11 protein-coding genes are annotated in these 13,807 nt (G+C 41.6%); 5 read left to right on the top strand and 6 right to left on the bottom strand.

The window, feature by feature from the left end; all coding sequences use genetic code 11:
- Window positions 1-162: 162 nt before the first annotated feature.
- Window positions 163-2,424 carry a penicillin-binding protein 1A gene (locus tag NMK93_RS03265; protein WP_254526355.1) on the top strand — a complete coding sequence of 754 codons (2,262 nt, stop codon included), beginning with the start codon at window positions 163-165 and terminating at the stop codon, window positions 2,422-2,424.
- A 67-nt stretch (window positions 2,425-2,491) separates the two neighbouring features.
- Window positions 2,492-4,294, top strand: a complete 1,803-nt coding sequence (uvrC, locus tag NMK93_RS03270) for an excinuclease ABC subunit UvrC (RefSeq protein WP_185216024.1) — start codon at window positions 2,492-2,494, stop codon at window positions 4,292-4,294.
- 4 nt (window positions 4,295-4,298) lie between these two features.
- On the opposite strand, the gene NMK93_RS03275 is transcribed toward uvrC, so the two are convergent.
- A complete protein-coding gene (locus NMK93_RS03275) occupies window positions 4,299-4,628 on the bottom strand; it encodes an iron-sulfur cluster assembly protein (RefSeq protein ID WP_185210951.1) in 330 nt (109 codons plus the stop codon).
- A gap of 3 nt (window positions 4,629-4,631) precedes the next feature.
- Window positions 4,632-5,795 (bottom strand): glycosyltransferase family 4 protein, encoded by a 1,164-nt coding sequence (locus tag NMK93_RS03280; RefSeq protein WP_254526354.1) that lies wholly within the window; start codon window positions 5,793-5,795, stop codon window positions 4,632-4,634.
- A 113-nt stretch (window positions 5,796-5,908) separates the two neighbouring features.
- Between NMK93_RS03280 and NMK93_RS03285 the strand changes: the two genes are divergently transcribed.
- Entirely contained in the window at window positions 5,909-6,886 is a 978-nt protein-coding gene (locus NMK93_RS03285; RefSeq protein WP_254526353.1) for a polyprenyl synthetase family protein, read from the top strand.
- 70 nt (window positions 6,887-6,956) lie between these two features.
- Window positions 6,957-7,733: an amidohydrolase gene (locus NMK93_RS03290; RefSeq protein ID WP_185210940.1), complete on the top strand. Its 777-nt coding sequence runs from the start codon at window positions 6,957-6,959 to the stop codon at window positions 7,731-7,733.
- A 74-nt stretch (window positions 7,734-7,807) separates the two neighbouring features.
- Here NMK93_RS03290 and NMK93_RS03295 read toward each other — a convergent pair whose 3' ends face one another.
- Window positions 7,808-8,275, bottom strand: coding sequence for a hypothetical protein (locus NMK93_RS03295; RefSeq protein ID WP_185216027.1), 468 nt, complete (start codon window positions 8,273-8,275; stop codon window positions 7,808-7,810).
- Between the two features lie 89 nt (window positions 8,276-8,364).
- Here NMK93_RS03295 and NMK93_RS03300 point away from each other — a divergent pair, with 89 nt between their 5' ends.
- Window positions 8,365-8,808, top strand: coding sequence for a MarR family winged helix-turn-helix transcriptional regulator (locus tag NMK93_RS03300; RefSeq protein WP_185210937.1), 444 nt, complete (start codon window positions 8,365-8,367; stop codon window positions 8,806-8,808).
- 7 nt (window positions 8,809-8,815) lie between these two features.
- Here the strand turns inward: NMK93_RS03300 and NMK93_RS03305 are convergent, their stop codons facing one another.
- The 3 genes from NMK93_RS03305 to ccsA all read right to left on the bottom strand — a co-directional run bounded on the left by NMK93_RS03305 (window position 8,816) and on the right by ccsA (window position 13,789).
- Entirely contained in the window at window positions 8,816-10,369 is a 1,554-nt protein-coding gene (locus tag NMK93_RS03305; RefSeq protein WP_185210935.1) for an FMN-binding glutamate synthase family protein, read from the bottom strand.
- Window positions 10,370-10,541: 172 nt separating this feature from the next.
- On the bottom strand, window positions 10,542-11,321 hold the full coding sequence (locus NMK93_RS03310; protein WP_254526352.1) for a Rossmann-like and DUF2520 domain-containing protein: 780 nt from the start codon (window positions 11,319-11,321) through the stop codon (window positions 10,542-10,544).
- Window positions 11,321-13,789: a cytochrome c biogenesis protein CcsA gene (gene ccsA, locus NMK93_RS03315; RefSeq protein ID WP_254526351.1), complete on the bottom strand. Its 2,469-nt coding sequence runs from the start codon at window positions 13,787-13,789 to the stop codon at window positions 11,321-11,323. Before ccsA ends, NMK93_RS03310 begins: the two co-directional genes overlap by 1 nt.
- Window positions 13,790-13,807: the final 18 nt, after the last annotated feature.

Raw genomic sequence — 13,807 nt, forward strand, 5'->3', positions numbered from 1 at the left:
GCTTAGACCACATTTTTTGGAACTATAAGGGTCAAGATTTATTTACATCGGGAAAAATATGGTATTTTTGTTGTTGCCAAATGAGATTTGGCACACTTACTGTTTATAGGGAAATGGACTTAAAGTAGTAAGGATAAGTTCGTTGTTTCATTAATTTATCAAATGAAGAGAGAATCAAAAAGTAGTAAACTTACAGAAGAGGATGTAAAACGATATACAGGGGTCTTTTGGAAGGTATTGTTGGGTTTGGTGGCTTTTGCGTGTTTATTCCTCCTGAGTGTTAGAATTGGTATTTTTGGTAAGTTGCCTACCTTCAAGGATCTTGAAAATCCAAAAAGTAATTTAGCTTCAGAAATTTTGACCGATGACAATAGGGTCTTAGGAACCTATTTCGTTCACAACCGTTCAAACGTAAAATATACCGAATTGGCTCCATCCTTGGTTCAAGCCTTGATCTCGACAGAGGACAAGCGTTTTTATGAACACTCTGGAATCGACTATTCGCGTACCATGTCAACTGTACTGTTGACCTTGGCTGGGAACAAGCAAGGTGGTAGTACCATTACACAGCAGTTGGCCCTGAATCTTTTCGCTGAGAAAAGGGAAAAGAACTCCTTAAAACGTATTATGCAGAAATTCCAGGAATGGATTACCTCCGTTCGTTTGGAAAGAAACTATACCAAGGAAGAGATTGTGATGATGTATTTCAACACGGTTGATTTCGGAGCGTACAATACTTTTGGGATAAAATCAGCAGCAAGGACTTTCTTTAATTCCACTCCGGACAAATTAACTCCGGATCAATCAGCGCTATTGGTCGGAATGTTGAAGGGACCTGGTTATTATTCTCCGGTTCGTTACCCAGAAAGAGCGATTGCGAGAAGAAATTTGGTGCTTCAGAACATGAGGGACCAGAACTATATCACCAATGAAGAATTCGATAAGTATAAAGCGCAGCCTTTGGGCCTGAAATTGACGATATCGAATTATGGTGAAGGATTGGCGCCTTATTTCCGTGCGGTATTAAAAGAAGAGATCAAGAAAGAATTCCAACGTTTGGCAATTACCAAACCGGATGGAACCCCATACGACCTAGATCGTGATGGATTAAAAGTATATACGCCAATCAATTACAAGATGCAACAATACGCAGAAGAAGCTCAAAAAGAGTGGATGCGTCGTTTGCAGAATGAATTTGATAAGCAGTGGAGAAGAAGGAATGCCTTTACTGGAAAGAATGCCAATCTATTGGTAACGGGAATGAAACGTTCAGACCGTTATAGAGTCTTGAAGGCGGAGGGTCTATCGGAGGATCAGATCAAGAAAGATTTTGAGAAGAAAGTTCCGATGAACCTGTTTACCTGGAAGGGCGCCGTGGATACGGTAATGTCTCCGATGGACTCCATCAAGTACACCAAGTTGTTCTTGCGTAATGCGATGATATCCATGGAACCTCAAACGGGATATATCCGTGCATGGGTTGGTGGTGTTGATTTTGAACATTTCAAATATGACCAAGTAAAATTAGGTACCCGTCAGGTAGGTTCAACTGCGAAACCATTTGTCTATGCATACGCCATCGATAATGGATATGGACCATGTGTTTCGGTTCCTAACCATATGCATACCTATGGCGATTGGACACCAAGAGGAACAACCCAGGGTGGTGATCCTATTACCTTGAAAAATGCGATCAAATATTCCCAAAACTTTGCATCAGCCTATCTGATCAGTGAAGTTGGGGCAGCCAATGTTGCAGACCTGACCAAACGTATGGGTGTGAACTCGAATATTCCGAGCAACCTATCCATAGCATTGGGATCCTATGATGCATCATTATTTGATATGGTTGGAGCGTATTCTGCATTTGTAAACCAAGGAACTTGGGTAGAGCCGACGATGATCTTGAGAATTGAAGATAAAAACGGTTCTCCGATCTATGAAAAGGCACCTAAAGTATTGAAAGCCTTGAACAGTGAGACAGCTTATGCGATGGTAGATATGCTGAAAGGTGTTGTGGACGGGGGTACTGGTTCCCGATTGAGATGGGACCCTAACTTTGGTGGATTGAAAAATCCAATTGGAGGAAAAACAGGTACAACCAACGATAACTCTGATGCCTGGTTTATCGGTATTACACCGGAACTGGTTACTGGGGTTTGGACGGGTGCGGAGGATCGCGGAATCAGCTTTAGTAGTATGCAATATGGACAAGGTGCCGCTGCAGCGATGCCAGTGTTTGGTCTGTATATGAATAAGGTGTACAAGGATAAGGACCTGAATTATACGCAGGAGGATTTTCCTCAGCCGCCTGGAGGAATCACGAGGTTCGAGATGAACTGTTCCAACTTCTCGCAATTCTATGGAAATGATCCTTCGAAGAGCGATTCACAAATATTGGAAGACGATAGGTTAGGATTTTAACCGTTTCTTTAATAAATTAGACCAGACCTTTATTCTTCAGAAATAAAGGTCTGTTTTTTTTGCTACGATGGAATTTGACTATAAGAAAGAATTGACCAAGATTCCCCATAAACCTGGGGTTTATCAGTATTTTGATAAGGATGATACGCTGATCTATGTAGGGAAGGCGAAGAACCTGCGGAATAGGGTTGGCTCTTATTTTGTCAACGAAAACCAACTCAACAGCAAAACTAGGGTATTGGTCCGGAAGATCAGACGGATTGCCTTTACCATTGTCGATACCGAAATTGATGCCTGGTTATTGGAAAATAACCTGATCAAAAAACATCAGCCTCGATATAACGTCATGCTCAAGGATGACAAGACCTATCCTTGGATCGTCATCAAGAATGAACCCTTTCCGAGAATATTCTGGACCCGTAAATACATCAAGGACGGTTCCAAATACTACGGCCCCTATGCTTCTGTAGGGATGATGCATATCATCCTGGACATGATCAGGGAGTTATTCCCATTGCGTACCTGTAACCTGAGCCTGACCCAGGAGAATATTTCGAAAGGGAAGTTTAAGGTCTGTTTGGAATATCAGTTAGGCAACTGTTTAGGTCCTTGTGAAGGGTATCAATCGGAGGCTAGCTATGATGAGAACCTTTCTGACATCAAGGATATCCTGAACGGTAAGATCGCGGTAGTGACCAATCGGATCAAGGAACAGATGAACGAAGCCGTTCAGCAAATGGATTTTGAGGGGGCGCATAAACTGAAGGTCAAGTTGGATAAGCTATCCAACTATCAAAGCAAGTCCACCGTAGTTAGTTCTTCCATTACGAATGTTGACGTATTCAGTATAGCATCTGAAGATAATTATGCCTTTGTAAACTTCCTGAAGGTAGTAAACGGCGTCGTGATCCAGACCCAGACCGTCGAATTGAAAAAACGGTTGGATGAAACCAATGAGGAATTACTGGCCATTGCCATTCCGCAGTTGAGATCGCGATTCAGAAGCCATTCCAGGGAGATCATCGTTCCTTTTGAATTGGATATTGAAGGCAATGAGGATATCAAGTTCCATGTGCCTAAGCTAGGTGATAAAAAGAAATTATTGGAGCTTTCGCAAAAGAACGTGGCCTACTTTAAGAAGGAGCGCCTATTGCAATATGAGAAGCTCAACCCCGAGGTGAAGACGGACAGGATCTTGAAGCAAATGCAAAAGGACCTTCGCTTGCCGCAATTGCCAAAACATATAGAATGTTTTGATAACTCGAATATACAGGGGAACTATCCTGTTTCAGCGGTCGTGGTTTTCAAGGATTCCAAACCTTCGAAAAAAGACTATAGGCATTTCAATGTAAAGACAGTTGAAGGACCAAATGATTTTGCGACGATGGAGGAGGCTGTTTTTAGGCGGTATAGAAGACTTTTGGATGAAGACCAAACGTTGCCTCAACTGATCATCATTGATGGTGGTAAAGGGCAATTAGGGGCTGCTTTGAAGAGTTTGAAGTTGTTGGGGATAGAAAAGCAGGTCACTGTAATCGGTATTGCCAAACGATTGGAAGAACTCTATTATCCGGGAGATCAGTATCCATTATATCTAGATAAAAAATCGGAAACCTTAAAGATCATTCAGCACCTGCGGGATGAAGCGCATCGATTCGGTATCACCTTCCACCGAAACCAGCGGAGTCGGAAAACCTTTGTTTCGGAGCTGGACAATATTCCAGGTATTGGTAAGGTTACGGTCGAGAAGCTATTGAAGACTTTTAAATCGGTGAAGAAGGTTCGGGAAGCTTCAGAAGAAGAATTAAAAAAAGTGCTTAATCTAAAACAGATGCAAGCACTTAAAACGTATTTTGCTGAAAAGAGCTAGATTTTTACATAAATCCTAATTCCAGTTTAGCTTCTTCAGACATCATGTCTTTCGTCCAAGGCGGATCGAAGGTAAGTTCAACGACAGCCTCTTCGATACCCTCGATTGCAGCAACTTTTTGTTGCACCTCATCCATGATCTGTCCGGCCACAGGACATGCAGGAGCAGTCAATGTCATGACGATTTTCGCTTTTTTATTTTCCTTGGTAATGATTTCATAGATCAATCCTAGGTCCAATATGTTAGCAGGTTTTAATTCGGGGTCGTAAATTGTAGCCAGGGCTTCTTGAATTTGAGGAGCAAGGCCCAACCTATCCATGATGATTATATTCATATCTTAATTTTTTGAATCAGCCAGAACCTCTGCATAGATTCTTTCAAGTTCATCCATTGCAATGGGTTGGCTGTATTTATCTAAATATTCTTTTTGGCAGTTTGCTTTGATTTCCAGGATCTTCTCTTTGGGGAGTGCTATCCATTCTGCCAATGTCTGAACCATATTGATATGGTTGTGGGGGTCAAACAATAACCCAGTATACAAAGGTACAACCATTTCATTTAAAATGCCAATACTACTGGCAATGACTGGGGTACCGAGCGCATAAGCTTCCAGAACGGCTAAGGGCATGGATTCGTAGCATACCGATGGTACGATGACAGCGGAGGCAGATGCGATTTGATTGCTCAAGGTCTGTTTGTCCTGGAAACCCATGTACTGCATGTTTGGGCTATGGCTACAGATCAATTCCACCTCTTTCTGTAAGGGCCCAGTTCCATAGATCTTAATCTGATGATCGGTTGCTTTCCAAGCGTGTAATAAAGGAATTATGCCCTTTTCTTCCGATAATCGACCAACATAGATAAAATAATCAGATGGGTACTCCTTGTTCACGTTTGCCACTTTTACGAAGTTTGGTCTGACGGTGAATTTATCCATTGGAACATTGAACTTGGACTTTGCAAAGATGGATTTGGAAAATTCAGAGAGTACGATGTAGCGGTCTATTGCCTTAAAGGTGCCTCTTTTTCTATGGATCCAATAGGTGAAAGCTGTCCAGAAGGTTTTGATAAGGGAGTTTTCCAATACTTTCTTCTTAACGGCATCCCATGGGAAGTCTGCATTGATGGACTTTAAGTAAATGTTTCCATCATAAAACAAGGTTGCCGAAGGGCAGATCAACCTGAAATTATGCAGGGTCATGACCATCGGAATTTTCATTTTTTTGATATGAAGGATAAACAGTGGACCTAAAGCATAATGCATATTGTGGATATGAACAATATCCGGTTTGAAGGTTTCGATGCGTTCCTTAATTTTTTTTACCTCGGGCCAATTTATGGGGTAAAGCAGGTATTGTAGGTATCCTTTTGCCCCTTTGACATTGCGTACGGTATAAAGATCTACTTCATGGTTCTTTCTTAAAGCTTCCATTTCTTGACCCATGACAAAATCCTCGCCGCCTATATGTTGGTATTGATTGTGAATGATGAGTATGCGCATGAGTAGATCCTTAAAAGTTCCCTGCAATTTACATGTTAAAAGGCTAAAATCAAATCCTAAGGCTTCAGCTATTCCGTCTCAAATTGTTATCTTCGTCCTAATTTTACAAGATTATGTTCGAACAGCATCCCTATGGCAAGTTGATTGCTGGATATATTCAAAATGCTGAGTTTCCAAAACAACCTGCCGACTTATATGATCCAATAGCTTATATCCTTTCCTTGGCTGGCAAGCGCATCCGACCGATGTTGGTGCTGATGGGAGCAAAGTTGTTTGGTAAGGAAAATTTGGAGGAGGTCCTTCCTGCAAGTATAGCCATTGAATATTTCCATAATTTCTCGTTGATACATGATGATATTATGGATCGGGCACCTTTGAGAAGGGGCAAGGAGACGGTTCATCAGAAATGGAACGATAATGTTGCGATCCTATCTGGAGATGCCTTATTGGTGAAAGCCTACCAAGAATTGGGAAAAAGTCCTGCTGACCGTATCCCAAGCTTATTGCATGTGTTCAGTAAGATCGCTTTGGAAGTATGCGAAGGGCAGCAGTTGGATATGGATTTCGAGAAAATGGCAGATGTTTCCGAGGATGATTATCTGAATATGATCCGTTTGAAAACATCGGTTTTACTTGGTGGAGCACTGCAAATGGGAGCGATATTGGCGCATGCTGATAAGCAACAGCAACAATTGATCTATGATTTTGGAGTGAACCTAGGGATAGCCTTTCAGCTTCAAGATGATTACCTAGATGTTTACGGAGATCCAAAGACTTTTGGAAAGCAGGTAGGCGGTGATATCCTATGCAACAAGAAGACGTATTTACGGATAAAGACAGAGCATTTGATTGATGATTCCGCTAGGGCTGAGTTTGTGGAACTGATCAATTCGGAGGGTATAAAAGATACAGAGAAAGTAAGCCGAATGAAAAATCTATATGCGAGATTTAATATCGACAGGCATGCTGAAGAAATTAAGTTGCGATTTATGGATCTGGCTTACAATAAATTGGAAGAAATTGCCGTTCCTGAATCGCAGAAGGTGGAATTGAAGAATTTAGCAGATACTTTGATGCACCGTACACGCTAATTATGAAAATTGCCAAGATTTTTATAATTTGGTGAAAACAGAAAACGAATTAATAGAGCTAAGGACATTAATGGAGCCACTAAAAATCACCATATTTCAAGCATACCTTTTTTGGGAGAATGTAGATAAGAACCTTCAGAATTTAGGATTAAGGTTGTCTTCATTGCGTGAGAAAACGGATCTGATTATTTTGCCAGAGATGTTCAATACAGGCTTTACCACGAATGTGGAAAAATGTGCAGAGACCATGAATGGCAAGACCATGCATTGGTTGTATGAGACAGCGAAGAAGTTTGAATGTGTAGTAGCAGGTACCTTAATCATTGAGGAAGACAGTAAGTATTTCAATCGATTTGTGTGGATGTCGCCAGATGGCAGCTTTGTACATTATGATAAGAGGCATTTATTTTCAATGGCAGGCGAGGATAAAGTCTTCACTGCGGGACAATCGCGTATTATCTTCCAGTTGAAAGGTTGGAGGATCTGTCCGATGATCTGTTATGACCTTCGGTTTCCGACTTGGTCAAGGAATCAGAATGGGGCATATGATCTGATGGTCTATACGGCGAGTTGGCCAGACAAGCGATCATCGCATTGGCGAGCCTTGATACCGGCACGTGCAATTGAAAATCAGGCATTTGTAATCGGTGTGAACCGAGTAGGCCATGATGGGAAAGAAGTATATTATTCAGGTGGATCGATGTGTATCTCGCCGAATGGGGATGTAGTTTACTATAAGCCAGAGGATGAAGACCTGTATACCTTTACCCTGAACCCTAAAGATCTGGAGGAAAGTAGAGAGCAATTTCCTTTCCTGAAGGACCAAGACCAATTTAAATTCTTATAGTTCATAGGAACGGATAAGAGTTAGGCCAATTTGAAATTCAATTTATTTCTGATTCAGTGGATCAAGAGGGTTTATCAATCCTTATACGGTCTTTCTAAGACTGCTTGTTGGATGATGGCTTGACGTAGGTTAAAGTGCTGAGGCTCTAAATCTATGACTTCCATTGGTTTTCTTTCGGATTTCAATTTCTCTTCTTTGAGTCTTTTTTCAGCAGCCAATCTTTTCTGTTCTATTTTTCTTTGCCTTGCTATTTCCACTTCATCGTAAGATGGAATCTCGCTATAGGTTTCTACCTGTTTGGGTTTTTGGAACACGACAGGTTTTGGGGCAGGTTTAGTGGTCTGTACGGGGGCAGGGGCTGGTTTAGTTTGTTGAAATGGATTTTGGTTTGGAAGCTTCTTTTTGAGCTCTTCCAATCTTTTTTTAGCTTTTTCTTGCTCTTCTTGGTAGCCTTGGTAAATCTTGTAGATTACACTGCCGATAACGATAAGAATGATTAAAATAGGATTATCCATATCTATAAAAATAGCTAAATTTTTCATTGAAATTATTTAACATGGATAAATAATTTGCATTTACAGCAATTAATCATTTAATTGCATCAACAACTTTATTACCAAATTAACCTGATATGATCACAAATGAGACTTATTATGCCAATGAATTCTATTCATTCTTAACGGGGAGAGTTTCGACAGCAATCGGCAGACGGTTGCAAAGGAACTTTAAGGATAGTGGACTTCATATTACAGCGGAGCAATGGAGCGTCCTTTATTTCCTATGGGAATCGGAGGGATTGAGCCAACAGGAGATTGCCAAGCTGACCTTTCGCGACAAGCCCAGTGTATCGCGTTTGATTTCCAATCTAGAAAAACAGAAGCTATTGGTGCGGGTGAGCAGTTCTGGGGACAAACGGGCAAACCAGATCTATCTAACGGCACAGGGCCATAAAATCAAGGATAAGTGTATGCAACAAGCAGAAAAAACTATCTCTGAAGCTATGGCGGGTGTTGATAGAAACTCTATGAAACAGGCCCAACAGCTTTTAGAGATAGTTTTTAATAACTTGAAGTAAGCTTGGCTTAATCAAACACTTCCGGAGCGAAGTCGCTGCGGTTGTTTACCAATTTACCTGTATTCTTAAAGTATATATCTTGGAAGCTTAGGGTATTCTGACTATCGACCTTACGGAAGAATTTGTCGGCATTGACCTCATCGAGGCTATTGAAACCACAGGCTTCCATGATTTCTACGGTAGCACGTAATGTGTTACGGTGGAACTGTGCTACACGCACATATTTATCTTCTACATCCAATCCTTTGTAAAGGTGTGGCTGTTGAGTTGCAACACCTACCGGACATACGTCTTCATTACATTTCAGGGCTTGGATACAGCCTAATGCGAACATCATTCCACGTGCGCTATAGCATGCATCTGCACCTAAAGCGATCACTTTCAGGATATCAAACCCCGTAACGATTCTACTTGAAACGATGATCTTGATATGTTTCTTTAATCCGAAGTTGATCAAGGTCGTAGTTACGAAAGCCAAGGCATCGTAAAGCGGCATACCCAAGTTGTCCGTGAATTCCAAAGGAGCAGCACCGGTACCACCTTCTGATCCATCGATAGAGATGAAGTCAGGCATGATCTGGGTTTCTTGCATCGCCTGGCAGATTTCGATGAACTCTTGTTTATCACCGATACAAAGTTTGAACCCTACAGGTTTGTAATCAGAAAGTTCACGCAGCTTTTGGACGAAGTTCATCATCTCTACAGGAGTTTTGAATGAACTGTGTGCCGGAGGGGACATAACATCGGTACCCGGAACAACGTGACGGATTGCGGCAACCTCAGGGGTGTTTTTTGCAGCCGGAAGGATACCTCCATGACCAGGCTTTGCACCTTGAGATAGTTTCAATTCGATCATTTTCACATAAGGGCGTGTCGATTTTTCACGGAACAGGTTTGGTTCAAAGTAACCATTTTCATCCCTACAGCCGAAGTAACCGGTACCCACTTGCCAAATCAGGTCACCACCATTGATATGGTATTGTGAAATACCACCTTCACCGGTATTGTGGGCAAAGTTTTGCAAAGCAGCACCTTTATTTAACGCAGTAATCGCAGTGCGGCTCAATGCACCGTAACTCATTGCGGAGATGTTGAACACACTTAAGCTATAAGGTTGCTTACAGGCAGCATTACCTACTGTAGTACGCAAATTATGATCCTCGATATGAACAGGGAAGATACTGTGGGCAGCCCATTCGTTTCCTACAGCCTGCGGGTCGCTTTGCATACCGAAGGCAACAGTTTCACGTTGGTTTTTCGCACGTTGATAAACGATTGAACGCTGACGTCTGTTGAAAGGTCTACCATCTGTATCAGACTCCCAGAAGTACTGTCTTAATTCTGGGCGGATGGACTCCAAGAAATAACGGAAGTATCCAACCACGGGATAGTTTCTTAAGATCGCATGTTTCGTTTGGAAACTGTGATATAGGGCGATGATTAAGAGCGGGAATGGAATCAGTAACAACCAAAACCATTTTGGAGTAAAGATGACACCAAAAGAGATAATTATTAGGTTTACTAAAATAATGATCCCTAGGATGAGTTTTCTTACCTGCATGATGAAATTATTATGCTAAATTTATTATAATTTATTACCACAGTCTAGGTTCCGCCATAAATGTGCCATAAACGGAACGAGAACCCTATAACCGGTTATTTGCATGCAAAATTAGCAAGTTCAGAGGGTATTATGAAAAAATTAGTAAGAAGTTTAAAGATTTATTGAATTGTTAATTTTCTGAATTATTCTCTCTTGTTTTAATAATAAGGTCCGATATTTTTTGGTAAATAAGTTGCCAATCAGGATGGGGGCTAAGAAAGTTGAAATGCGTAACCATGGTTGTTTTGTCATTTCTTGCTGCAGGTCCTGTCTGAACCTGTCTAGGTTCGTGATTTTGCACTTTTTCTGCCGTTGCCTGGATGATCGGGCGGATGAGATCGAAGGGTAAATTATGCTCTTTGAGCAGATCAAAGGAAAGCTGGAAAAGAGCGTTGCTGAAGTTATTGGCAAAAACAGCGGAGACATGCAGGGCAAGTCTCTGTTGTGAATTGCAAGCGAATGTATTATCTGAAATCTCTCTGGCTAGTTGCAAGAGTACTTGTTCGGATTTTTCATTGTTTCCTTCAATGCCGAAGGGGGTATGGTTCAGGTCTAATTCCTTGTGCTTAGAAAAACTTTGAACAGGGTAGATCACTCCGTGGTTTTTGAAGTCCTTGAGGACTTCAACATCAGTGGCACCAGAGCAATGGGCAATGGTGCCTTCCAGATCATTCGGAAGGTTTTGAGCAAGCTCAGCGATTGCTGAATCAGAAACGGCCAAAAGATAGAGGTCGGCATTTGGATCCAGTTGAGCTAAGTTATCGATGGCTTGAGCGGATAAAACATTAGCCAATGCATTGGCATTGGCTAATGTTCTAGAATATACTTGAGCGACATGATGTCCAGCATCAGTGAATGCTTTCCCTAGGTGGGTCGCAATATTTCCACTGCCGATGAGGACGATATTCATTATGCTGCTTGTTTAGCTTCTTTAATTTTATTGTCTTTTAACCTACGATAAATGGCCATCCCAAAACCAATGGTCATGACGATGGTACCACACCAGAAGAAGTTGATATAAGGGAATTTGATGGCTTTGAATACCACCCATTTCTTTTCAGGAAGAGGTTTTTGGTAAGCCATTAATTCCAGTTTGTTCTTCTCCGGCATAATCTTCGTAAATCTGAATCTTAGGCCTTGTTCTGGGACATCTTTATAGAAATCGAAGGTATTGCCACCTTTGATCAAAAAGATTGGTTCTACTGGGAATTCCTTGCCATCTGAAGCAACGACCTTGATCTTTAATCCAACCAAAATGTCATCGTCAGCTTTTGGCATGTTTTCCAATTTAGCATCCTTGTTGATACCTTGGATTACATAGAATCCATTTCTATAACGAAGGGTATCACCAACATTGACCTCATAGGTTGCAGGTTCTTCATACTCTTCAAAACCAGCGCTTCCTTCCTGAGCATCCTGTTCAGCTGGTTTCTGGGAATCAGAAGCTGCTGCGGTGATAACCGTATAGATGTCATGGGTAAGGAAATGTTTAGTTCCTGGAGTTCCGATCAATCCACCCATTTGCGGGTTGTTCTGCGCAAAAGGCTTTAAGACAAAGGAGTTTTTGATGTTTCCAGTCTCTTCGTCTATTTCATCGTATTTGATTTTGTAAAAAACGTTCGGTTTGGCAACAGAGTCACCGATGTAAGTGATCTTGTATTTTCCCATATCTACAGGTTCACCTTCTGTTAAGAAAAGGTTGTCTCCTGGTTTTTCAACTTGGTCAAATCCTGCTACGGCGATATAGTTACTGCTGTTTACAGAAACCACTTCGTTGGTAGCTGCGGCGATTAAAGCTCCAATCAGCAAAAGACCAAAACCAATATGGGATACAGCTGATCCTGCCAATCGCCATTTACCTTTGAACGAATCACCCAATACCCTTAAGTTCACCAAGATTGCGAACACCGAAGTAAAGGTGATCAGGATGAACATGATGTTGGTGTAAATGTTTGTGAAGTAAACGATAGCTGCTGAAATGACCAAAGCGAAGATAAAGGATGCCAAAGTAGCTGCCCAGAACTTCTTGCTATCGGTGCGTTTGTATTTTAGGAATTGTGTAAATGCAGTTAATAGCATAACGACAACTGCAAATGCACCTTGCCATTTGTTATAGTGAGGAATTGGGTCTACCGGAGGGGCTACCTTTGTTCCAAACAAAGCATTGAATACGGGAATGGAGGTCGTTGCGATCATCTGAACACAGGCAACAGTAAGGACCAATGCACCGATGAATAACCAAAATTCGCGCGAATATATTTCTTCTTCTTTCTTGGTGCTTGGCATTTCTTTTCTTCTTGCAACCAATAACACGATCATAATGATCAGGAAAATCAGGTTGAAGATGATAAGCTGCCCGGACATCCCTAAACTGGTGAAGGAGTGTACCGATGTTTCGCCCAAAATGCCGCTACGTGTCAGATACGAAGCATAGATTACAAGGACAAAGCTGATCATTGCCAAGAATACGGCAGTGAAGTAAGCATGTCCGGTATTTTTATAAGCTACCATGACGTGAACGGCAGCAATCAAGGTCAACCAAGGAATGATCGATACGTTTTCAACGGGGTCCCAAGCCCAAAAGCCACCAAAGTTCAGTGCTTCATATGCCCAGAAAGATCCCATGATGATACCTGCGCCAAGGATCATTACTGCGAATAATGCCCAAGGCAATCCTGGATTGATCCATTCTTTATAGCGTTTTTGCCAAAGTCCAGCTGCTGCGTAAGCAAAAGGAACGATCATAGATGCAAAGCCTAAGAATAAGGTAGGAGGGTGGATAACCATCCAATAGTTCTGTAACAATGGGTTTAATCCACGGCCATCCTTGATCATGCTTAGGTAATTCGGATCCTTTAAGATAGGCCAGTTCATGGCATCCCTAAGCAAAATAAATGGTGAACTACCAATGCGGGAACCGAAGACCTCTACACCTAAAAGCATGGACGCCAAGAAAAGTTGACATAGCATGACGAAGGTCATTACCGGGCTTTCCCAGCTTTTCGCCTTGAATACTAGGATTGATCCCATGACCACTTGCCAGAACATCCATAGCCAGAAACTTCCCTCTTGTCCTTCCCAGAATGATGAAATGATATAATGGGTAGGCAAGGTCATCGACGAATGCGCGTAGGCATAGTGATATACGAAAAGGTGATTGTAAATGATATAAAAAAGGGTGGCACCAATGACAACGATTGACAGGGCATTTAGCCAAAAGCCAATACGCCCTAATTGTTTCCAAGATTTTTCTTCAGGGTATTTGGTTGCAAAGAAATAGGAAATGAAGGATAATAATGCTGCTCCAAAAGAAAGGACTACGAAAAACTGTCCAATTTGACCTGGAAGTAGATTTTCTCCAACGTAATTTACGTCCATAGAATATTGAGGTATTGA

It is taken from the genome of Sphingobacterium sp. LZ7M1 (genome assembly GCF_024296865.1).
Taxonomy (GTDB): Bacteria; Bacteroidota; Bacteroidia; order Sphingobacteriales; family Sphingobacteriaceae; genus Sphingobacterium.